This window comes from Pseudarthrobacter sp. 05T312, assembly GCF_056396685.1.
Genome location: NZ_JBFTLY010000012.1, coordinates 36268 through 58446 on the forward strand (window position 1 = coordinate 36268; position 22179 = coordinate 58446).

At 67.4% G+C, this 22179-nt stretch carries 20 protein-coding genes and 1 pseudogene; 13 read left to right on the top strand and 8 right to left on the bottom strand.

Going from position 1 to position 22179, the window contains the following annotated elements:
• Window positions 1-29: 29 nt before the first annotated feature.
• On the bottom strand, window positions 30-722 hold the full coding sequence (locus AC1DIP_RS15090) for a GNAT family N-acetyltransferase (RefSeq protein ID WP_476207162.1): 693 nt from the start codon (window positions 720-722) through the stop codon (window positions 30-32).
• Between the two features lie 134 nt (window positions 723-856).
• Here AC1DIP_RS15090 and trhO point away from each other — a divergent pair, with 134 nt between their 5' ends.
• Window positions 857-1753 carry an oxygen-dependent tRNA uridine(34) hydroxylase TrhO gene (trhO, locus tag AC1DIP_RS15095; protein WP_477734203.1) on the top strand — a complete coding sequence of 299 codons (897 nt, stop codon included), beginning with the start codon at window positions 857-859 and terminating at the stop codon, window positions 1751-1753.
• 51 nt (window positions 1754-1804) lie between these two features.
• On the opposite strand, the gene AC1DIP_RS15100 is transcribed toward trhO, so the two are convergent.
• Together AC1DIP_RS15100 and AC1DIP_RS15105 are read right to left on the bottom strand one after the other, a co-directional pair.
• A complete protein-coding gene (locus AC1DIP_RS15100) occupies window positions 1805-2368 on the bottom strand; it encodes a hypothetical protein (RefSeq protein WP_476207159.1) in 564 nt (187 codons plus the stop codon).
• Window positions 2369-2417: 49 nt separating this feature from the next.
• Window positions 2418-2891: a hypothetical protein gene (locus AC1DIP_RS15105; RefSeq protein ID WP_476207158.1), complete on the bottom strand. Its 474-nt coding sequence runs from the start codon at window positions 2889-2891 to the stop codon at window positions 2418-2420.
• A gap of 43 nt (window positions 2892-2934) precedes the next feature.
• Here AC1DIP_RS15105 and AC1DIP_RS15110 point away from each other — a divergent pair, with 43 nt between their 5' ends.
• From AC1DIP_RS15110 to proC, 5 genes are all read left to right on the top strand, one after another.
• Window positions 2935-4584 carry a DUF7059 domain-containing protein gene (locus tag AC1DIP_RS15110; RefSeq protein WP_477734204.1) on the top strand — a complete coding sequence of 550 codons (1650 nt, stop codon included), beginning with the start codon at window positions 2935-2937 and terminating at the stop codon, window positions 4582-4584.
• Between the two features lie 123 nt (window positions 4585-4707).
• The gene (gene topA, locus AC1DIP_RS15115) at window positions 4708-7434 is read left to right on the top strand and encodes a type I DNA topoisomerase (protein WP_476207155.1); all 2727 of its coding nucleotides are present in this window, start codon (window positions 4708-4710) and stop codon (window positions 7432-7434) included.
• A 52-nt stretch (window positions 7435-7486) separates the two neighbouring features.
• On the top strand, window positions 7487-7906 hold the full coding sequence (locus tag AC1DIP_RS15120) for an SseB family protein (protein ID WP_141159392.1): 420 nt from the start codon (window positions 7487-7489) through the stop codon (window positions 7904-7906).
• Window positions 7907-7913: 7 nt separating this feature from the next.
• Window positions 7914-8903: a Ppx/GppA phosphatase family protein gene (locus AC1DIP_RS15125; protein WP_477734205.1), complete on the top strand. Its 990-nt coding sequence runs from the start codon at window positions 7914-7916 to the stop codon at window positions 8901-8903.
• 251 nt (window positions 8904-9154) lie between these two features.
• The gene (gene proC / locus AC1DIP_RS15130; protein WP_476207152.1) at window positions 9155-9988 is read left to right on the top strand and encodes a pyrroline-5-carboxylate reductase; all 834 of its coding nucleotides are present in this window, start codon (window positions 9155-9157) and stop codon (window positions 9986-9988) included.
• Window positions 9989-9996: 8 nt separating this feature from the next.
• Here the strand turns inward: proC and AC1DIP_RS15135 are convergent, their stop codons facing one another.
• Window positions 9997-10683 (bottom strand): potassium channel family protein, encoded by a 687-nt coding sequence (locus AC1DIP_RS15135; RefSeq protein ID WP_026265713.1) that lies wholly within the window; start codon window positions 10681-10683, stop codon window positions 9997-9999.
• Window positions 10676-12109 (bottom strand): potassium transporter TrkG, encoded by a 1434-nt coding sequence (locus AC1DIP_RS15140; protein WP_476207149.1) that lies wholly within the window; start codon window positions 12107-12109, stop codon window positions 10676-10678. Before AC1DIP_RS15140 ends, AC1DIP_RS15135 begins: the two co-directional genes overlap by 8 nt.
• A 104-nt stretch (window positions 12110-12213) precedes the next feature.
• On the opposite strand from AC1DIP_RS15140, the gene AC1DIP_RS15145 reads away from it, so the two are divergent.
• Together AC1DIP_RS15145 and AC1DIP_RS15150 are read left to right on the top strand one after the other, a co-directional pair.
• Window positions 12214-13425, top strand: a complete 1212-nt coding sequence (locus AC1DIP_RS15145; protein ID WP_477734206.1) for an acetoin utilization protein AcuC — start codon at window positions 12214-12216, stop codon at window positions 13423-13425.
• Window positions 13426-13494: 69 nt separating this feature from the next.
• Window positions 13495-14106 (top strand): ArsR/SmtB family transcription factor, encoded by a 612-nt coding sequence (locus AC1DIP_RS15150; RefSeq protein WP_477734207.1) that lies wholly within the window; start codon window positions 13495-13497, stop codon window positions 14104-14106.
• A gap of 3 nt (window positions 14107-14109) precedes the next feature.
• Here AC1DIP_RS15150 and AC1DIP_RS15155 read toward each other — a convergent pair whose 3' ends face one another.
• The gene (locus AC1DIP_RS15155; RefSeq protein WP_477734208.1) at window positions 14110-15447 is read right to left on the bottom strand and encodes an alpha-hydroxy acid oxidase; all 1338 of its coding nucleotides are present in this window, start codon (window positions 15445-15447) and stop codon (window positions 14110-14112) included.
• Window positions 15448-15513: 66 nt separating this feature from the next.
• Between AC1DIP_RS15155 and AC1DIP_RS15160 the strand changes: the two genes are divergently transcribed.
• Window positions 15514-16233, top strand: coding sequence for a FadR/GntR family transcriptional regulator (locus AC1DIP_RS15160; RefSeq protein WP_477734209.1), 720 nt, complete (start codon window positions 15514-15516; stop codon window positions 16231-16233).
• Here the strand turns inward: AC1DIP_RS15160 and AC1DIP_RS15165 are convergent.
• Window positions 16230-16373, bottom strand: a pseudogene (locus tag AC1DIP_RS15165) (hypothetical protein); the annotation flags it as partial. The gene AC1DIP_RS15160 and the pseudogene AC1DIP_RS15165 overlap by 4 nt on opposite strands.
• 22 nt (window positions 16374-16395) lie before the next feature.
• Complete coding sequence (locus AC1DIP_RS15170) at window positions 16396-17430, bottom strand: substrate-binding domain-containing protein (RefSeq protein WP_476207136.1); 1035 nt, start codon at window positions 17428-17430, stop codon at window positions 16396-16398.
• A 346-nt stretch (window positions 17431-17776) separates the two neighbouring features.
• On the opposite strand from AC1DIP_RS15170, the gene AC1DIP_RS15175 reads away from it, so the two are divergent.
• Genes AC1DIP_RS15175 through AC1DIP_RS15190 form a run of 4 tightly spaced genes read left to right on the top strand, consistent with a single transcriptional unit; the run spans window position 17777 to window position 22169 of the window.
• A complete protein-coding gene (locus tag AC1DIP_RS15175) occupies window positions 17777-19189 on the top strand; it encodes a Gfo/Idh/MocA family protein (protein WP_477734210.1) in 1413 nt (470 codons plus the stop codon).
• Between the two features lie 9 nt (window positions 19190-19198).
• Window positions 19199-20164, top strand: a complete 966-nt coding sequence (locus tag AC1DIP_RS15180) for an NAD-dependent epimerase/dehydratase family protein (protein ID WP_477734211.1) — start codon at window positions 19199-19201, stop codon at window positions 20162-20164.
• A complete protein-coding gene (locus AC1DIP_RS15185; protein ID WP_477734212.1) occupies window positions 20161-21066 on the top strand; it encodes a 5-dehydro-4-deoxyglucarate dehydratase in 906 nt (301 codons plus the stop codon). The genes AC1DIP_RS15180 and AC1DIP_RS15185 overlap by 4 nt, the downstream gene beginning before the upstream one ends.
• Entirely contained in the window at window positions 21066-22169 is a 1104-nt protein-coding gene (locus AC1DIP_RS15190; protein WP_477734213.1) for a mandelate racemase/muconate lactonizing enzyme family protein, read from the top strand. Before AC1DIP_RS15185 ends, AC1DIP_RS15190 begins: the two co-directional genes overlap by 1 nt.
• Window positions 22170-22179 lie beyond the last annotated feature (10 nt).

The window sequence follows — 22179 nt, forward strand, 5'->3', positions numbered from 1 at the left end:
CCGCAGGGCTGCCTCCGGCGGGAGCAGGGTCAGCTCAGCGAGAGGTCCGCTCCGTCATGGGACGCAGACAGCATCAGGACCCGCGCCACCGTGGTCCAGCCAAGATGCGAGTAGAGCTTCTGCCCATCCAATGAAGCCAGCAGCAGGCCGGTACGGACATCGTGCCCGAAGGCCTGGGCTGCCAACGCGCGCATGATGAAGCTGCCCAGGCCCCTGCGCTGGAACGCCGGCTCCGTGATGATTTTGTCGAACACGGCGGTGTCACCCACCACGAACACCCTGCCGCTGGCCGCGATGGCGTCCCCGGAGCGGACCTCCGCGTAGTGGACACCGTCCTGTTCGAAAGTGGACAGGTTCAGGTCGTCGTCGGAAAGCCAGGGGTCCTCAGCGTCCTGCGTCTCCATGTCCACAATCATCATGGTCTGCGAATCAGAGGTGACGTTCAGGCCTTGCCGGGCTGCCAGGGCCGCGTACCGGGAGGGATCGTTGGTGAGGATGGTCAGGACCCGGGCGGGGGATTCCGCCGTCCTGGCGGCGAGGGCGCCGAACTCATCGTCGGTGGGTTCGGACGCAAAGATCTCCCACTCCCCGCTGGTGTCAGCGCGGAGCGCGGCGGGAAATCGACCCTCCGTGGAGGTCCGGTAGCCGCGACATCCGGCCCAGCCGGCAACCCACACTTCGAGCAGGCCAGTGATGTCTTCAACCAGGGTTTCCGGGCTCATGGCAAGAACACTATTCCAGCCCGATCGGAAGCAACAGAGGGGGCGGCAGTGCTTATGCAATTGTGATCAGCGTCGGGCCCTGCCGGCCGGTGCCACGCCGGAGAGGGACAAACGTAGCCGGTACCCTTAAATACGTGGCTTTGAACAAGATTGTGCTCTTTTACGGTTTTACCCCCCTTGCAGACCCGGAGGCTGTCCGCCTTTGGCAGCGTGCCCTGTGCGAGAAGCTGGGACTGACCGGCCGCATCATCATTTCCAAGGACGGGATCAACGCCACCGTGGGCGGGGAAATCGGTGCAGTTAAGCAGTACGTCAAGACCACCCGGGAGTATGCCGGGTTCCGGGACATCGACGTCAAATGGTCCGATGGCGGCGCGGCGGACTTCCCGCGGCTCAGCGTGAAAGTGCGGGACGAGATCGTCTCCTTCGGCGCGCCCGGGGAACTCAAGGTCGACGCGGCGGGCGTGGTGGGCGGCGGGAAGCACCTGAAGCCGGAGCAGCTCCACGAACTCGTTGACGCCAGGAAGAAGGACGGCGAGGACGTGGTCTTCTTCGACGGCCGGAACGCCTTCGAGGCCCAGATCGGCCGGTTCAAGGACGCCGTGGTACCGGACGTCGCCACCACCCACGACTTCATCAAGGAGCTGGAATCCGGCAAGTACGACGCCCTGAAGGACAAGCCGGTGGTGACCTACTGCACCGGTGGCATCCGCTGCGAGGTGCTGTCCAGCCTCATGGTGAACCGCGGCTTCAAAGAGGTGTACCAGCTGGACGGGGGGATTGTCCGGTATGGCGAGGCGTTCAAGGACCAGGGCCTCTGGGAAGGCTCGCTCTACGTCTTTGACAAGCGCATGCACCTGGAGTTCAGCGAGGACGCCAAGACCATTGGCCAGTGCGTCCGGTGTTCGGCGCCCACCAGCAAATTCGAGAACTGTTCCAACCCGAGCTGCCGCACCTTGACGCTGTACTGCGCCGATTGCGCCGCGAACCCGGAGACGCTCCGCTGCCCGGACGGCTGCGCCGCGGCCTGACCCGCCACCGGGCACGCCGCGGCCTGACCCCGGTTGCCGTGCCGGCAGGGCTCAGAGCCGTTCCACACGGAACGCATAGTCCGCTGCGGTCCGGGCCTCCACCCGGACCGTGAGCACGCTGTCCGTCGATACATAAATGACGTTTTGGCGGTTGACGCCGCACCGCAGGCCCAGATCCACCAAGGTAAGGGTCTCCGTGCTGACCGTGAAGGTCACCCGGCGCTGGCTGCGGCACGCGATGGCCAGCATGTAGGTTCCGGTTGCCAGCACCGGCGACCGGACGGTGCGGACTTCCGCGGCAGCGAGGAGTCCTGCCTCGGCCTGGACCACGGGGCCCGTGGTGCCCGGAAGCGCCCGCGATTGCCAGTCCCCCAGATCGGCCTCGCCGACCGGATCCTGCTGCAACGGGTCGCGGGTGAACGCCGGCGCCGGGGCAGCGGTCGTGGTGTCCTGCGCGCTGGAGGCCCGGCCGTCGTCGTACGTATATTCACAGCCAGCCAGGGCACCTGCCGCAAGCACAAGTCCAAGGGCGACGGCGGCGGCCGGCTTCAGCGCCAGCGGCGCCCGTGCTGTCCCTTCCGGAAGGGGCGTGGAGAATCCCCGCACGCTGGGCATAGTCCGACTTTAAGCCCCCGCCGGGCAGCAGGCCAGAGCCGGAACGGCGTTATTGCGCCGGTGCCAGCTGGTAGGCGTAAAGCAGCGGAGCGTCCACGCTGGAGCTGCTGATTTCGACCCGGCCCGCGGCGGGCAGGTTGATCCGGGTGGCCTCCTGCCGGCCGTTGCAGGCGGCACCGGCTTCGGCTACGGCCTTGCCGTCCAGGGACACGGCGAAGAAGGCCTTGCCGGTGCCGTCGCACACCGCCGTGAGCGTGTAGCTGCCCGCGGGAACCCTGGCGGCCTCCTGCACAATGCGGTCCCGGTTGAGGATCTTGCCGGAATCCTGGAGAACAACAACAGCCGGGGACGACGGCATCGCTGTGGCCCGCCACTTCGATACATCTGCGTTTTCCACCGGATTCGACGGTGAACACCCTGCCACGGCAAGGCAGAGGCCAGCGGCAACCACTGCCCCCGGCAGCGAACGGCGTGCAGCGGCGGCCATGCGGGCGCGCGGAAGGAAGGCAGAGCGGGAAGGCATGGGACCACCGTACCCCGCACCCACCCCGGACTAAACTTGAGCGGTGCCTGCATCCCCTTATGAGTTCACCGCCGGAAACACTCCCGACGCTCCCCGCAGCGACCTCCCCGCGTTGCTGTCCGCGCTCGCCGCCGACCTGCGCGGGCTGGACTACACGCTCGACGGCGTGGCCCAACTGCTGGGCCCTGAGGCCTCGGCGGCGCTGAACCGGGACCAGATCATCCCCGCGGTCCTCGCAGTTGAGCAGGCGGTGCGGGCCGACGCCGGCGCTGTGCCGCTCGCCGCCGTCGTCCGCCTTTGGCTCCTCGCCGAACCCCAGGAAAAGGAAATGCTCGACGCCGCACTGCCGGGCACCGGGGCCGACGGCCTCCTCGAACTGGGGCTGGTGCAGCCCGTCCCCGGCTCCGGGCTCCTTACGGCGAAGGCTGACCTGAGGCCGTACGGCTGGGACAAGAATGAGGACGGCAGCGGCGGCGCGGAGCTCTGGGTGGCCAGCGACCTCGCCGCCCACCAGCAGGCCGGGGTGCTCCGGCATGACCACGTCCTGGGCATAGGGCAGGCATCCACCACCCTGGTGCAGACCACCATCCGCCGCCACACCGAGCGCGCGCTGGACCTGGGGACAGGGTGCGGCATCCAGGCCTTCCACCTGCTGCACCACTGCCAGCACGTGACCGCCACCGACATCTCCGAACGTGCCCTGGCCTACGCGCGGTTCAACATCCTGCTCAATGCGGAGGCGCTGTCCGTCGACCCGGACCGCCTCGAAGACCGGGTCAGCCTGCGCCTGGGTTCACTCCTGGAGCCGGTGGCCGGTGAAGAATTCGGCCTGGTGGTCTCCAACCCGCCGTTCGTGATCACCCCGCGAAGTGCCGGCGAGGACGCGGCGGACCAGTTCACCTACCGCGACGGCGGCCTGCCGGGCGACGGGATCGTGGCCTCCCTGGTGGCGGACCTGCCCGGCGTTTTGGCACCCGGCGGGTGGGCCCAGATGCTGGGCAACTGGGAAGTCACCGCCGGCAGCAGCTGGGAAGAGCGACCAAAGTCCTGGGTGCGGCAGGATACGGACGCCTGGTTCATCCAGCGGGAACTGGTCAGCCCGGAACAATACGCCGAAACCTGGCTCCGCGACGCCTCCGAATCCCGCGACCGGCAGCACTACCGGGACGCGTACGCCGCCTACCTGGCCGATTTCGGATCCCGGGATGTTGCCGGCATCGGCTTCGGCATGGTCTGGCTCCGCCGCCCCGCTGACGGCCGCGCTGCCGCCATCAGCCGCTTCGAGGAAATCACCTACTCCATCGAGCAGCCCATCGGCCCCCACCTGGGTGCCGCCGTCGAACGCGCCGACTGGCTCGCCGCCCATGACCTTGCGGCCACGCACCTGCTCGTGGCGGAGGACGTCACCGAGGAGCGCCACCAGCGCCCGGGCGCCGAACACCCCGGCGTGATCCTGCTCCGGCAGGGCGCCGGGCTGCGCCGTACCAATTTGATGAGTACCGAGCTGGCCGGCTTTGTGTCCGCGTGCGACGGCGACCTCACCGCCGGTCAGATCGCCGGCGCTTTGGAGGCCCTCCTGGGCGGCGGGGAGGGGTTCGACGCCGGGACTTTCCAGGGTGCGCTGCTCGCCGACGTGGCCAACCTGGTCCGGGACGGCTTCCTGCTTCCGGCCGGAAATCCCGCCCTGGAGTAGGCCCCCTCAAGCCCTCAACGGAGCCCCGTCTTTTCCACATGAATGCGCACGATTGCCCAAAATATGGTGAACTAGGCGAACATGGGCTCATCTGCCCCAGCAACCTTTTTCTGTAGGAGCACCGTGCCAAGCAAGGCCAAAACCGGCAAGAAACTCGTGATTGTGGAGTCTCCGGCCAAGAGCAAGACCATCGCCAAGTACCTCGGCGAGGGCTTCATCGTAGAGGCCTCCATCGGTCACATCCGCGACCTGCCGCAGCCGTCCGAACTCCCCGCCGAGCTGAAGAAAACCTCCGTCGGGAAGTTCGCCGTCGACATTGACCACGACTTCAAGCCGTACTACGTGGTGTCCCCGGACAAGAAGAAAAAGGTCACCGAGCTCAAGGCCGCCCTCAAGGATGCCGACGAACTCTATCTCGCAACCGATGGGGACCGCGAAGGCGAAGCCATCGCGTGGCACCTGCTCGAGGTGCTCAAGCCCAAGGTCCCCGTATACCGGATGACGTTCGGCGAAATCACCAAGGAAGCCATCCAGCGCGCCATGGGCAACCTGCGCGACGTGGACCAGGACCTGGTGGACGCCCAGGAAACCCGCCGCGTGCTGGACCGGCTCTACGGCTACGAAATCTCGCCCGTCCTGTGGCGCAAGGTTGCCCGCGGCCTCTCCGCCGGCCGCGTGCAGTCGGTGGTCACCCGCATGGTGGTGGACCGCGAACGCGAACGCATGGCCTTCAAGGCCGCGTCCTACTGGGACCTGACCGGCCAGTTCGGCGCGGATTCGGGCTCCTTCAAGGCCAAGCTTGCCGCCGTGGACGGCGCCAAGGTGGCCACGGGCCGCGACTTCAACGACAACGGCGAGCTCACTTCCCGGAACGTGGCCCACCTCAATGAGGAACTGGCGACCTCCCTGGCTGCCGGACTGCAGAACGCCGACTTCCGGGTCCGCTCGGTGGACACCAAGCCGTACACGCGCCGCCCGGCTGCGCCGTTCACCACCTCAACGCTGCAGCAGGAGGCCGGCCGCAAGCTGCGCTTCTCCTCCAAGAGCACCATGCAGATCGCCCAGCGGCTGTATGAAAACGGCTACATCACCTATATGCGTACGGACTCCTCCGCCCTGAGCGACGAGGCCGTCACGGCGGCCCGCCGCCAGGCCTCCGAACTGTACGGTCCCGAGTACATTCCGCAGTCGCCGCGCGTCTACTCCAACAAGGCCGCCAACGCACAGGAAGCACACGAGGCCATCCGCCCCGCCGGTGACTCCTTCCGCACCCCTGCCCAGGTGGCGAAGCAGCTCTCCGGCGACGAGTTCCGCCTGTACGAACTCATCTGGAAGCGTACGGTCGCCTCCCAGATGGGCGACGCCAAGGGCTCGACCGCCACCATCCGCCTCGGCGCGGTGTCCGCCGACGGCCGGGACGCAGAGTTCTCCGCCTCCGGCACCGTGATCACGTTCCCCGGCTTCCTCGCCGCCTACGAGGAAGGCAAGGACGAGACCCGCGGCGACGACGACTCCGACGAAGCCCGGCGGCTGCCCAACGTGGCCAAGGACGACTCGCTCACGGCTTCTGACATCCAGGCCGTGGGCCACGAGACCTCCCCGCCGCCGCGCTACACGGAAGCCTCGCTGACCGCGGAGCTGGAGAAGAAGGGCATCGGCCGCCCGTCCACGTACGCCTCCACCATCTCCACGATCCAGGACCGCGGCTACGTCCGTAAGCAAGGCTCGGCCCTGGTGCCCAGCTGGATCGCCTTCTCCGTGATCCGGCTACTGGAACAGCACTTCTCCGATTACGTGGATTACGAGTTCACCGCCGACATGGAAGGCGACCTGGACAAGATCGCCAACGGCCAGGAAGCCGGCGCCTCCTGGCTGCGTCACTTCTACTTCGGCGAGGATTCCGATCCGGGCCTGCTGAGCATCGTCAACAACCTGGGCGAGATCGATGCCCGGGAGATCAACTCCATCCCGATCACCGACGAGATCACGCTCCGGGTGGGCAAGTTCGGCCCTTACCTGGAAAGCTCTGCCGCCGTGGTGGACCCGAAGACGGGCGAGATCGTCGAATCGGCGCGTGCCAACGTCCCCGAGGACCTGGCCCCGGACGAACTGACCGCGGCCAAGGCCATCGAACTGATGGAGACGGCGGCGCCCGAGGAACGCGTGCTCGGCGCGGATCCGCACACCGGACACACCGTGGTGGCCAAGAATGGCCGCTACGGCGCCTACGTCACCGAGATCATCCCGGAAATGACCGACGAGGAACTGGCCAACCAGCCGGTGGAGTACTACAAGAACGGCAAGCCCAAGCCGCCGAAAAAGCCGGTCAAGGCCAAGCCGCGCACCGGTTCGCTCTTCAAGTCCATGACGGTTGAATCCGTCACCCTGGACGAGGCGCTGCAGCTCATGAGCCTGCCCAGGGCACTGGGGGAGGACGCGGAAGGCAACCTCATCACGGTCCAGAACGGCCGGTTCGGCCCCTACCTGAAGAAGGGGACGGACTCACGCTCCATCGGCTCCGAAGAGGAAATCTTCACGATCACCCTGGAACAGGCGCTGGAGATCTACTCGCAGCCCAAGCAGCGCGGCGCCCGCGCCGCGGTGCCACCGCTGGCCGAGTTCGGCCCGGACCCGGTGTCCGAGAAGAACATCGTGGTGAAGGAAGGCCGGTTTGGGCCCTACATCACGGACGGCATCACCAACATCACGGTTCCCCGTGCCACGTCCCTCGAGGAACTCACGCGGGAACAGGCCGTGGAACTGCTCGCCGAGAAGCGCGCCAAGGGACCGGTCAAGCGGACCACCACCCGCAAGGCTCCGGCCAAGAAAAAGGCCACGGCCAAGAAGTAACCAAGTGGCCGGCGCGTTTGCGCCGGCCACAGTATCGTGATCGGCTAGGGGAATGACTGAACAGCCCGCGCACACGGACCTCCAGCCGCTCAACGACCTCGAGGAGAAGCTCGCCACCGGTGGCCAGCCGGACGCAGACCCTGTGGACGTCATCCTGTCGTTCCTCAACAGCGAGGTCTACATCATCAGCTCGGACACGGTGGAGGGCGTGGACTCCCAGGTGGAGCCCCTGGTTCTCGCCAATGCCGACGGCGACCCCGTCCTGGCCGTCTTCTCGCACCCCAGCAGGGTGGACCAGCAGTACCTGGAAGCCGCTCCCAACGTCCTGGGCACGCAGGGCGCTGCCATCATCGCCAACATCGGCGACGAACTGGGCATGGTGATCAACCCGGGCGCGGCCTACGGTTTCGAAATCAACCCCGAGGGTGTTGCCAACATCAGGCGCGACTTCAAGCGCGCCGACGAGCAATAATGTCCCCATGCGTCTAGGCGTCCTCGATATCGGGTCCAACACCGTCCACCTGCTCCTGGTGGATGCCCACCCGGGCGCCCAGCCGGTCCCGTTCGCTTCCCACAAACGGCCGCTGTCCCTGGTCCAATACCTTGAACCGGACGGCAGCATCAGCGATGAGGGCCAGCGGGAGCTCACGGACTTTGTGCTGGAAGCCTGGGAATTCGCGGCCCGGCACAAGGCAGAGGACCTCCTGGCTTTCTGTACCTCAGCGATCCGGGAGGCCACCAACGGGCCCGCCGTCCTGGCCAGGGTCAAGGACGAGACCACGGTGACCCTGCAGGAACTGAGCGGCAGCGAAGAGGCGTCCATGACGTTCTTCGCGGTCAGGCGCTGGCACGGGTGGGGCGCCGGGCCCATCCTGAACCTGGACATCGGCGGCGGCTCCTTCGAAATGGCGTTTGGCCAGGACGAACTTCCCGAGGTGGCGACTTCCGTGCCACTGGGCGCCAGCCGGCTAACCCGGGACTGGCTGCCCGAGGACCCGCCGACCGCTAAGAGCGTCAAGGAACTGCGGCGCTATATCAGGGCCACCCTCAAGCCTGCCGTCCGCGAATTCGACGGCCTGGGCCGGGCCAACGTGGTGGCCGGCACCTCCAAGACGTTCCGGTCCCTGGCCCGGATCGCCGGTGCCGCACCCAGTGCGGAAGGACCCTACGTCAAGAGGGAACTGCACGCCTCGGACCTGGGAATCTGGACGCAGCGGATCTCGGCCATGAGTTCGGAAGACCGCCTGCACCTTCCCGGAGTCTCCGAGGCCAGGGCACGCCAGGTCCTTGCGGGCGCGTTGGTGGCCGAGGCAGCCCTGGAGATGTTCAAGTTCAAGAAGCTCCGCATCTGCCCGTGGGCGCTGCGTGAAGGGCTGATCCTGCGGCGCCTTGACCAATTGGTCTTTGACGGACCCCTGGAGCCGGCACCCCACGTGGCTGGCTCCCGCACCGTGGAGGCAACTGTCTAGCCCTTGACGCACCCTTGACGCCGGGGCGCCAAAGGAGCTGGCCGTTAAACGCGGAAGCACCGGGGCCGGCAACAGGAAAATGGGGGAAAACCTGTTGCCGTGCCACCGGTGCCCTGGCAGACATCCCCATGCCTGCCGCATCACTCGCACCCTCAATGAGGTAATAACTACGTTAGGACGCCAAGTTGTGTGCTGCCTGCGCTGAGGATGGGAGTTGCCTGTGAATGCCTGCGAACTGTAATGATGGAGGCATGAGCAACCGAATCGCATTCCTTGGCTGTGGATCCATGAACGAAGCCATTCTTGGCGGCCTGCTGGAGGCAGGGAAGGACCCGGGGGATGTGGTTGCCACCGTCCGCCGCGCGGAACGCGCCTCGGAGCTGGCCGAGCGCTACCAGGGGATCACCGCCATTGCCGGTGAGGAAGAACCGGACAACAACAAGCAGGCCGCCAAGGGGTCCGCCGTCGTCATCCTCGGCGTCAAGCCGGTGGGCATCGCGGACCTGGCGAAGGAAATCAGCCCCGCCCTGTCACCGGAAACCGTGGTGGTCAGCGTGGCCGCGGCCGTGTCCATCGCCCAACTGGAAGCCGCACTCCCTGCGGGGCAGCCGGTAATCCGCACCATGCCCAACACTCCCGCCAAGCTGGGCCGCGGCGTCGTGTCCGTCTCGCCGGGCACGCACTGCAGTCCTGAACAGCTCCAAATGGTCAAAGACCTCCTGCAGGGTGCCGGAACCGTCGTGGAAGTCCCCGAAGGGCAGGTGGACGCGCTCTCGGCCATCAGCGGCTCCGGTCCCGCCTACGCCTTCTATCTGGCCGAGGCCATGGCCGCGGCAGGGGAGGAACTGGGCCTGGACCGCGAGCTTTCCCTCCTGCTGGCCCGCGAAACCGTGGCCGGTGCCGGCCTCATGCTGGCCGAACCCGGCGCCGACCCCGCAGCCCTGCGCAAGGCCGTCACGAGCCCCAACGGCACCACAGAACGCGCCATCGCCACCTTCGACGAACAGGGCATCCCGGCAATCATCGCCGCCGGCGCACGCGCGGCAGCCGACCGGGCAGCGGAAATCACCAAGCAGCTCGGCTAGCGGACGGACTAAGGCCGGGCGGCGAACCGCTCCAGCAGGTCCACGTGGCCGGAGACAATGAGCATGTCCCGGGAGGACACCTTGGTCTCGGGTCGGGCGTACGTGAAATCTTCACCCGGGGACTTCACTCCCACAATGGTCACCCCGTACTTGGAGCGGACCTTTGACTCGTCCAGGGTGAAGCCCACGGTTTCACGCGGCGGGTACATTTTCACGATGGCGAAGTCGTCGTCGAACTCGATGAAGTCCAGCATCCGGCCGGACACCAGGTGCGCGGCGCGGACTCCGGCGTCGGCCTCGGGGTAGATGACGTGGTTCGCGCCGATCCGGGTCAGGATCTTGCCATGCGACGGGGTGATGGCCTTGACCCAGAGGTGCTCGATGCCCAGGTCCACCAGGTTCACGGTGATCAGTACCGAGGACTCGATGGAGGTTCCCACGCCGACCACGGCGGAGCTGAACTCCTGGGCGCCGAGCTGGCGGAGGGCATCAATATTGGTGGCGTCGGCCTCCACCACGTGGGTCAGGAGGGGTGCCCATTTCTGCACCAGGTTCCGGTCCCGTTCGATGGCGAGCACTTCCCGGCCCTGCTTGACCAGCTGCTCCGCGGTGGATGATCCAAAGCGGCCCAGCCCGATCACCAGGACCGGAGCGTTGTGGGCGGGGCGCCGGGGGGCGTCTGTGGAACTAGCCAATGATCGGCCTCTCTTCGGGGTAGTGGTACAGCTGGCTGCGCTGGCGCAGGGCCAGGGCGGCGGCGAGGGTTACGGTGCCCACGCGGCCGGCGAACATCAGGGCCGTGAGGACGTAGACGCCCTCGGGGGGCACCTCGGCGCTGAGGCCGGTGCTCAGGCCAACGGTGGCGAAGGCCGAGATCGTCTCGAACAGCACCCGGTCCAGTGACGCGCCGCTGAACTGCAGGAGCAGGAACGCGGAGACGGAAACCAGGGTGGCACCGGCAACGATCACGGAGATGGCCACCCGCATGGTGCCCTGCGGAATGGTCCGGCCGTACACCTTCACGTCGGCATCGCCGCGGGCCTCGGCAACGATGGCCAGGAACATCACGGCGATGGTGGTCACCTTGATGCCGCCCGCCGTCGACGCCGACCCGCCGCCGGCGAACATCAGCGCGTCGGTCAGCAGCTTGGTGGTGGATTCCATGTGGTTCTGGTCCACCAGGTTGAATCCACCTGACCGCGTCATGACCGATGCAAACAGGGAGTGGGTGATCTTGTCACCGAGGCCCATCGGCCCGATGGTCCGGGCGTTGTCCCACTCCATCAGGGCCCACAGGAACGTGCCCGCGGCGAGCAGGATGAGTGAGACCTGGATGGTGAGCTTCGTGTGGAGGTTCCATTTCTTCCAGTTCAGCCCGTTCTGCTGCAGCACCATCACCACGGGAAAGCCCAGGCTGCCCAGGAAGACGCCCACCATCAGGGGGATGAGGATCCACAGGTCCGTTTCGTAGGGCACGATGCCGTCCGAATGGGGGGTGAAACCGGCGTTGTTGAACGATGAAATGGCGTAGAAGATGCCGTGCCAGACAGACTGCCAGAACGGCTCGCCCAAAATAAGGAAGCGCGGGACCAAGGTCAGCGCCAGGATGCCTTCGATGACCACTGATGTCGTGATGACGATCCGCAGCAGGGTGCCCACTTCGCCCAGGCGGCCCGCGTTGTTCATGGATTCCGCGGCGATGATCTTGCCGCGCACCCCCAGCCGCTTGCTCACCATGAGGGCGAGCAGCGAGGCGAGGGTCAACGTGCCCAAGCCGCCGATGAAGATACCCACCAGGATCACCAGCTGGCCGAAGAAGGACCAGTGGACCGCCGTCGATACCACCGTGAGTCCCGTGACGCAGACGGCCGAGACCGCCGTGAACAGCGCCTGGTGGATGGGGGTGGGGGTTCCGTCGGCGGCAGAGACCGGAAGGGTGAGCAGGAAAGTAAAGAGTGTGCAGACGGCGGCGAACGCAGTCAGTGCCAGCCGTGCGGGGGAGGTATTGGCGATGTCGTCAATGAAGTCGCGCAGCCGGGTGAAGATCCAGAGGCCCTCCCGGTCCTGCGCCGGGGGGTGCCAGGGGGCCGGCGTCCGGGGCCTCGACTGGCTTTGCGTCATGTGTGGCTTTTCCTCGGTTGAAACGGCTTCCTTCAGTAGTAAACCACTAAAGCCCGCGTCATGGCCGGGCCGGCGGCGGCGCAGGCTCGGGTAGCCTATGATTGATGACATACCTGCCCGGACTCCGCCAGCCCGCGCCGCCAACGATGGTGGCGTGGAGTCCTGACATGACAGCCTACAACTTCGGCCCCGGCCACCCCATGGCACCGGAGCGAATGGACCTTACGGCGCGCCTCTCACGCAGCCTGGGGCTCTTCGACCTGGACCATGTTGACCTCGCGGCGCCGGAGGTGGCATCCGACGCGGAGCTGGAGTCCGTCCACTCGGCCGACTACGTGGCAGCCGTCCGCAGGGTCAGTGCGGACCCAACCCGGCCCGACGAATCACGCGGGCTGGGAACCGAGGACGACCCCGCGTTTGCCGGCATGCACGAGGCCGCGGCCCGCCTGGCCGGCGGCTCGCTGCTGGCCGCCCAGCGCCTGCTGGAAGGATCGGCCCTGCATGCAGTGAACTTCGGTGGCGGCATGCACCACGCGGCCCGGGAGCGCGCCAGCGGATTCTGCATCTACAACGACGCCGCCCTTGCCGTGCAAAAGCTGCTTGACGGCGGCGTGGGCAAGGTGGCCTACATCGACGTCGACGCCCACCACGGGGACGGCACGCAGAACATCTTCTGGGACGAACCGCGGGTCCTCACGATCTCGCTGCATGAGACGGGGCTGACCCTCTTTCCGGGGACCGGGTTCGCCAATGAAACCGGCGGTCCGGCTGCGGAAGGGACGGCGGTGAACGTCGCCCTGCCGGCTGGTACCTCCGATGCCGGCTGGCTGCGCGCCTTCTACGCGGTGGTGCCCCAGCTGGTGGGGGCCTTCGAACCGGAGGTGATCGTCAGCCAGCACGGGTGCGATTCGCACCGCAACGACCCCCTCACGCACCTCAACCTCAGCGTGGACGGGCAACGCGAGGCGGCCAGCGCCGTCGGGAATCTGGCCGAGCGCTACTGCGGCGGACGCTGGATTGCCACCGGCGGCGGAGGCTACAACGTGCTGGATGTGGTGCCGCGGGCCTGGAGCCACCTGGTGGCCATCGCGGCGGGACGTCCGGTGCCGCTGCGGACCCCTGTGCCGGCGGAGTGGCGGCAGTACGTAATGGAGAAGTTCGGCAGGGAGGCGCCAAGCCTCATGGGGGACGACGTGGAGCTCTGGTGGCGGTCCTGGGAAGTGGGCTTCGACCCCAATGACGCGGTGGACCGCACCGTCATGGCAACCCGCAAGGCAGTGTTCCCGCTGCACGGGCTGGACCCCTGGTTCGACTAGTCCGTCCGGAAACCTGTGCCGCCGAAATAGTTGATGCCTTTAGACGTATATGTCGCTAGGGTGGGAGGCATGGTGACAGACGACGTATTTGCCGTCATAGCGGAATCCACCCGGCGGGATATCCTGGTGGCGCTTCGGGCAGGCGACAAAGCCGTGGGGGAACTGGTGGAGGAACTGGCGGCGAGCCAGCCCACCATTTCCAAGCACCTGAAAGTCCTCCGTGAAGCGCAGCTGGTCAGTATGCGCGCGCAGGGCCAGAAGCGCTACTACGCCCTGAACCGGGGCCCTTTGGAGGGCATCGCCAGCTGGCTGGAGACATTCGACGTCGGCACTGGCGGCAGTAGCGCAGCCTCACCGGAGGGACCCGGCCGGGTGGCCGCCGGCCAGCCGGTCCCGGCCCACCTGCAGGAAAGCGTCGCGGCAGCGGTGGCCCCGCTGCCGCAGGCCGCGAGGGCTGCCGCGCCTTCGCAGCCGGCCCGGGAAGACATTCCTGCGCCCGTCCTGGTGAGGGAAGGCGCAGAGCTGAGCCCCGCCGTCGTCATTCCCGGCGGTACGGCCGCCCCGTTGAGCGACGACACCGTGCCGCAGCAAATCGGCCGGACCGTTGGCCGCGCCGCCACCAAGGCAGCCGACCTGCTGGCCAACCTCCCCACCCTGCCGAAATTCGGGCGCAAGAAGTAGGACTTAACGGGGGAGCAGCCGCACGTGGTCCGGGGTGAGCTCGGAAATCCGGCTGACACCCAGCAGCGCCATGGTGCGGGCCATGTCCTTTTCAAGGATCTGCAGGGTCCGGTCCACACCCGCGCGTCCGCCTGCCATCAGCCCGTAGAGGTACGCGCGGCCGATCAACGTGAAGTCGGCGCCCAGTGCCAGTGCCGCCACGATGTCCGCGCCGCTCATGATGCCGGTGTCCAGCATGATGGCGGCATCACTGTTGTCAGCGGTGAAGGCCTGCCTGACCTCGGGGAGCAGGTGGAACGGGATGGGGGCCCGGTCCAGCTGGCGGCCGCCGTGGTTGGACAGGACCACGCCGTCGGCGCCGTGGTCCACCACGCGGCGGGCATCCTCGACGGTCTGGATGCCCTTAACCACCAGCTTGCCCTTCCAGGTTTCGCGCAGCCAGTCCAGGTCCCCGAACGTCAGCGTTGGGTCGAACATGGAGTTGATGAGGTCCGCGACAGTGCCGGTATAGCGGGACAGCGAGGCGAACGTCAGGGGCTCGTGGGTGAGGAAGTTGAACCACCAGGCGGGCCTGTAGGAGGCGTCCAGCACGGTTTTGAGGGTCAGTGCAGGCGGGATGGTCATGCCGTTCCGGACGTCGCGGAGGCGCGCGCCTGCCACGGCGGTGTCCACGGTGACCATGAGGGTGTCGTTGCCGGCTTTGGCGGCACGCTCGATCAGTTCCAGCGAGCGGTCCCGGTCCGTCCACAGGTACAGCTGGAACCAGTTCCTGCCGTTCGGGGCGGCGTCGGCCACATCCTCGATCGAGGCGGTGCCCATGGTGGACAGCGTGTAGGGGATGCCGGCGGCTTCGGCCGCCTGCGATCCGGCGTACTCGCCCTCGGACTGCATCATCCGGGTGAAACCGGTGGGGGCGATGCCGACGGGGAGGCGGGACGGCTTGCCCAGGATGTCGGTGCCGAGGTCGATGCTGGAGACGTTCCGGAGGATGCCGGGCCGGAACTCGATGTCCAGGAACGCCTGGCGGGCGCGGCGGAGGGTGATCTCCTCCTCCGCGGCACCATCCGTGTAGTCAAACGGCGCCTTGGGGGTGCGCCGTTTGGCGATGTCGCGGAGCTCCCAGATGGTGCTGGCCCGCTGCAGCCGGGCCGCCTTGCTGAATTCCGGCTTCTTGAACTGCATCAGGGGCGCCAGGTCCGAGTACTTGGGGACGCGCCGCTTGAGGGCGGCAGGCAGGGCGGACGACGACGGAGCCCTGGCAGGTGCCGGTGCTGCGGGAATATCCGTGGCATCCGGCGCCGGGGTGGCTTCCGGATTGTTGGGCTGAATGGTGTGGGTCATGGCTCCTCCTATGGTCCAACCACACTCTAGGGCATGTGGTCCAACCACATCAAGTACCATTGGCCTATGCGCACCCACCAGTTGGTCCTGCACTGGATCGAGGACAGGCTCTCAGCCGGCGACCTGGCCGTCGGCGGCCGGCTCCCGGCGGAGCGCACGCTGGCCGAACAGCTCCAGGTCTCCAGGACCTCGGTACGCGAGGCCATCCGGATCCTGGAAGCCATGGGCGTTGTGCGGTCCGGTGTCGGTTCCGGTCCGGACGCCGGGACGGTAGTGATCTCAGACCCTGCCGCGGCCCTTGGTTCGGCCCTTCGGCTCCATGTGGCCACGCAGCACCTGCCGGTGGCAGACATCGTGGAAACCAGGGTCCTCCTGGAGTCCTGGGCTGCCGCCCAGGCGCGCCCGGATGCGGCGGAGCTGGAAGAGGCGGCCACGCTCCTCGCGGCGATGGATTCGCCCGGGGGCCTGTCCGTGGATGACTTCCTGGCCCTCGATGTCCGGTTCCATTTGGCCCTGGCCAACGCGGCGGGCAATGCGGTGGTCAGCGCCATGATGGGATCGCTGCGCGAATCCATCCAGGGGTACGCGGCCGGCCTGACCGGAAACCTGCCGGACTGGAACGCCACAGCCTCGCGCCTGCGCACCGAGCACCATGCCATCCTCGCCGCGGTCAAGGAGGGCGACGGCCGCCGGGCAGCCCAGCTGGTAGCTGCCCATATCGAGGGATTCTACAAAGAAGCGGGGCTGGGCAGGGATCACCCTGCCCAGCCCCGCCCCGCGGGCTAGCGGACCTCGATTTCCAGTTCCTGGAAGTCGTCCCCGGAGTGCCTGCCCACCAGGATCCGGAAAGTGCCGCGCTCAAACTGCCAGCCGCCGTCGTAATGCGCAAAGGAGCGTGCCGGAATCCGGACCTCCACGCTCTCGGTGCCGCCGGGCGCCTAGGGAGCCTTAGCCGTGGACCGTGCTGCGGGGTGCCTTGGCGGGGCCCGTGCTGGCCCGGACTTCGAGCCGCGGCTGGTAGCGGCCGCCGGGGGTCCCGGTCGCCTCCTTGCGGATCAGCGCCCGGAGCTGCTGCCAGGCCTGCTCTCCCAGTTCGGTGATGGGGACCGCGCCGGTGGTGAGTGCCGGCGTCGTATATCTGGCGAAGGGAATGTCATCGAAGCCCGTTACCGAGATGTCGCCGGGGACGTCCAGGCCACGTTCATGGAGGCCGCTCATCAGGCCCATGGCCACGAGGTCGTTGAAGGCAAGGATTCCGGTGGCCCCGCTAGCCAGTACGGCATCCACTGCCTCGTGCCCGGTGTCGAAGTCCGAGCCACCGTCCAGCATGGTCACCTCCACCTCGGGGTGGGCGGCCTTGAACGTCTCCAAGCCTTTGAGCCGCAGGTCGTTGGAGGCGCTGTGGGGCGGCCCGGCGAGGAAGGCCAGGCGGGTGTGGCCCAGTTCCACCAGGTGCCCCGCGATGTCCTGGACGCCCTGGCCGTAGTCCACCACCAGGCTGGGCACGTCCGGGGCGGCTGTGGTGCGGTTGATCAGCACGAGCGGGTGGAGTGAGGGGACGATCTCCTCGAGCTCCGCATCGGTCATGCGCGGAGCGCACAGGACCAGTCCGTCACAGCGCCTGCGGGCCTCGCCGGCCAGGATCGATTCCTCGCTGGACACTTCGAATGAATCGGCGATGAGCACCCGGTAGCCATCCTGCGCTGCCGCCCGGCTCAGGCCCCGGAGGATCGCCTGGAAGGTGGGGTTGGCGAGGTCCGGCACCACGATGCCGATAGTGTCCGTCTTTCCGAGGGCAAGGCTCCGGCCCACCGGGTTGGGCTGGTACTTGAGTTCCGCAGCTGCCGCCCGGACCCGGGCCGCGATGTCCGGATCCACTGTGAAGTTGCCGTTCATGACACGCGAAACGGTGGCATGGGAAACCCCCGCCTTGGCGGCGACGTCAGCGATGCCGATCCGGCCGCTTGCCGATTTCCTGGCCATGGGAACCCCTCTTCCTTGCCGCCCGGCCGGCGCCGCCGCGAACTGTTGCTGTCCGGTGGTGGCCCGGCCCTGCTGCGGGTGCTTTGAAAGAAAGCATATACGGAGCCGCGAAAACGATTTCCCTTGCCTTTCCCGGTGATTTTCCGGTGCGGGCCGCGAGGCGCAAGCTGCAGCCGCTGGAAAACGCTTTCTTCCAGTGCTGGAGTGGTTGACTGATCCGCCGCCGTCTTGATACAACTTCTATAGAGACGTGAGAAAACGCTTTCTGGGGCGGTCTGCCTCAGCGCCACCCCGTCCCGCGGGGAGCGTTCAACGGCCCGCCCATGAGCTTTCGAAAGGACCCCCCATGGTCAATACAGCCGAGACCACTCCGGCCGCCGCCCCATCCGCGCGTCGGCGCGATGGGCAAAAAGCCCGGATCGCCCTTATCGGCACCGGCGGACGCTCCGAGATGTACATCCGCGCCATCTATGGCAAGCACGCGGACACCGCCGAACTGGTGGCTTTTTCGGACGTGAACCCGGGGCGCGTGGAGTTCTACCAGAAGCTCATCCAGGAACTGGGCGCGCCGGGGCCCGTGGCTTCGTTCGATCCAGCCGAGCTCACCGCCTTCATCGAGGCCAACGCCATTGACCGGGTCATCGTCACCACGCCCGATTACACCCATGCCGACTACATTGTGGAGGGGCTCCGGGCCGGTGCGGACGTCGTCGTCGAAAAGCCCCTGACCATTGACGCCGAGAGCTGCCGCCGCATTGTCCAGGCCGTCCACGAGACAGGCCGCAACGTGGTGGTCACGTTCAACTATCGCTACTCGCCGCGCAACAGCGCCCTCAAGGAGATCATCCAGAGCGGCGTGATCGGCAAGGTCACCTCCGTCGACTTCAGCTGGGTCCTGGACACGGTGCACGGCGCGGACTACTTCCGCCGGTGGCACCGGGAGAAGAAGAACTCCGGTGGGCTGCTCATCCATAAGGCCTCCCACCACTTCGACCTGGTCAACTGGTGGATCGACGACGTCCCTGAGCGGGTCTTTGCCTCCGGCGGCCTGAAGTTCTATGGCGACAGGAACGCCGCAGAGCGCGGCCTTGGACCCCGCCCCGAACGCGGAACGCCCGACGCCGGTGCCCCCGTGGGCGGGAAGGATCCCTTCGCCCTGGACCTGAGGGAGGACGAACGGCTCAAGGCCCTCTTCCTCGATAACGAACACTACGACGGCTACCGCCGCGACCAGGACGTCTTCACCGCAGGAATCACCATTGAGGACAACCTGGCGCTGGTGGTGGAGTACCAGGGCGGCCCGCGCCTGAGCTATTCGCTGAACGCCCACAGCCCCTGGGAGGGTTACCGGGTGGCGGTCAACGGCACCGAGGGCCGGGCGGAGCTGGAGGTGGTGGAACGCGCCGCCGTCCTGCACAGCACCGACCAGAAGACCGTGGTGGACCCGAGTGCCACCCCGGTGGAGGAGGAAGACGCGGTGCGCCGCAACGGCGAGCGGCTGGTGGTCCAGCGCCACTGGGAGGCTGCCTACGAGGTGCCGATCGTCAACGGTGAAGGCGGCCACGGCGGCGGTGACGAACTCCTGCTCTCGGACCTCTTCAACGGGCCCGGCGAGGACCCGCTGGGCCGTCCCTCCGGCTACCTGGACGGGCTGCGCTCGGTGTCCGTGGGCATTGCCGGCAACCGGTCCCTGGAAACGTCCCTGCCCGTGCGCGTCGAGGACCTGGACCTCGGCGCCGACCTTCGCCGCGGCAAGTAGGGGAGCACCATGAGCAGGATCCTTGTCACCGGCGGCTCCGGCCGCCTGGGCCGGAGCGTGGTGGCGGGCCTGGCCGAAGCGGGCCACCACGTCACCTCCGTGGACCGCGAAGCCGTACCCGCAGGACTGCTGCCGCCCGGCGTCGTCCAGGAAACCGCTGACCTCCTGGCCCCGGGCGAGGCACTGCGTCTCTTCCGGGACGCCAAGCCCGACGCCGTCATCCACCTTGCGGCGATCGCGGTGCCGTTCAGTGCGCCCGAAGACGTCATTTTCGCCACGAACACCCGGCTCGCCTTCGCCGTGATCAGCGCGGCGACGGAGGTGGGGGTGCCGAAGATTGTCACGGCCAGCAGCCCCACGGTCCTCGGCTACGGCTGCCCGGCGGGCTGGCTGCCGCCGTCGTTCCCGCTTGATGAACGGACCCCGCCGAAGCCCTGGAACGCCTACGCGCTGTCCAAGCTCATCGCGGAGCAGACCATGCAGATGTTCGCCGCCGCGCAAGGGGAGAAGATCCGGTACGCCGCGTTCCGCCCCTGCTTCGTCATCTCCCCGGAAGAATGGGAAGGCGCCCCCACGCAGCAGGGCCACACCCTCGCCGAACGCCTCGCCGACCCCGCCCTCTCCGCACCTGCGCTGTTCAACTACGTTGATGCGCGGGACGTCGCGGACTTCCTGGACCTGCTGCTCCAAAAGATGGACGCCATTCCCAACGGGGAAACCTTCTTCGTGGGCGCCGCCGACGCCCTCGCAACGGCCCCGCTCGCGGAGCTGATGCCAAGGTACCTGCCAGGCAGCGAAGCGCTCAGCGCGGGCCTCACCGGCACCAGCCCCGCCTTTTCCATCGCGAAAGCCCAGGAACTCCTGGGCTGGCAACCCAGGCGCAGCTGGCGCACTGAACTCACGTCCCACCATCCCCTCAACGACGAGGCTTCCGCGCTGGTTGAGGCCAGCAGCGGCGGCAAGGAGACACCATGAAATTCGACGGCGTACTGTTCTTTCCCGTCACCCCGTTCACGGCCGAAGGCGCCGTTGACGTGGAACTGCTCAGGGAGCACATCGGCTCCCGGCTGCCCTTTGGTCCCGGCGGCGTCTTTCCTGCCTGCGGCACCGGCGAATTCCACGCCCTCAGCATCGACGAGGTCCGCACCGTGGTAGCGGCCGCCGTCGAGGTTGTGGCCGGGAAGGTTCCCGTCGTGGCGGGTGCCGGCGGACCGCTGGGACACGCCCTTGCGGCCGCCCGGGCAGCTGAAGAGGCCGGCGCCGACGCCCTCCTGGTGCTCCCGCCCTATCTGGTCACCGGCCCCACCGACGGCCTGGTGGCCTACATCGAGGCGGTCGCCAACGCCAGCAGCCTGCCCGTCATTGTGTACCACCGCGGCAACGCAAAGTTCACCGCCGCTGCCATGGCCAAGCTGGCCGCGAACCCCAAGGTCATAGGCTTCAAGGACGGCCTGGGCGACGTTGGCCTGGCCCAGGAAATCGTCACTGCCGTCAACGCAACGGGCCGAACCGACTTCGCCTTCTTCAACGGACTCCTCACGGCTGAACTGACGCAGGGCGCCTACCGCGGCCTGGGCATCCCGCTGTACTCCTCCGCGGCGTTCGCCATGGCACCGGAAATCGCAAAGGCCTACTACGACGCCTACGCAGCGGGGAACGAGGACCGCCGCAACGCCCTGCTCGAAGGGTTCTACGCGCCCCTGGTCCGCCTGCGCGACCAGACTCCGGGGTTCGGGGTGTCCCTGATCAAGGCCGGCCTGCGGCTGGGTGGACTGCCAGTCGGTTCGGTACGGCCGCCGCTGGTGGATCCCACGGAGGACCAGCTGGTGGAGCTCAAGGCCATCCTCGCCAGGGGCTACGAGCTGGCCGGGCACTGATGAGCGCCCCGGCGGCCGCGGCCACACGAAGCACCCCTCGCATCACCGGCCTGTCCACCCGGCTCCTTACCGTGCCGCTGCGCCGGCACTGGGGCGCGGAGGCGCCGGAGAACCACGTGATCGTCACTGAGCTTCACACGGACGACGGCGGTGCGGGGCACGGTTTCTCCTGGACGCCCACCATCGGCCCGCAGGCGGTCAAGGCGCTGCTGGACTACGACATCGCTCCGTTTGTCAGCGGCCTGCCGTCGAACCCCGAGACTGTCTGGGACGCCCTGTGGAAACGGCTGCATGAAGCGGGCGGGGGCGGCCTCACCACCATTGCGATGGCCGGCGTGGACCTTGCGCTGTGGGACCTGCAGGCGCGCGGCGCTGGGACGTCCGTCACCGGCCTCCTGGGCCAGCGGCAGGATTCGGCTGAGGTCTACGGCTCCGGGGTGAACCTGCACTACACCCTGGACGAGCTCGTCGCACAGACCGAACGCTGGGTCGCTGCCGGGCACCGCGCGGTCAAAATCAAGGTGGGCAAGCCGGACCTGCGCGAGGACGCCGAACGCGTGGCAGCAGTACGGTCAGTCCTGGGACCGGACCGCAGGCTCATGATCGACGCCAACCAGCGCTGGGACCTGCCCACCACCCTGCGCGCGCTGGAAGTCCTGGGTGAATTCGGGCTGGACTGGCTGGAGGAACCCCTCCGCGCGGACGATCTGTGGGCCTACCGCAGGCTGCGCAAGCATTCCCCGGTCCCCATCGCCCTCGGCGAAAACCTGCACACCATCTACAGGTTCCGCGATTTCATCGAGGCAGAGGCGGTGGACATTATTCAGCCGAACATTATCCGGGTGGGTGGGATCACCCCGTTCCGGCGGATCGTGGAGCTCGCCCGTACCCACAGCATCAAGGTCATGCCGCACCTGCTGCCGGAACTCTCCGGCCAACTGGCACTGACCCTGGCGGAGGCCACCCTGGTGGAGGACGTCGAGGAGGCGTCGTTCGGGCAGCTGGGGATCCTGGACGGGCCGGCGCCCGTGCGGTTCAGCAACAGCCGCGTGACCCTCACGGACCAGCCCGGACTGGGGTTCCGCTTCCGGGACGCTTTGTAGCCAAGAATTC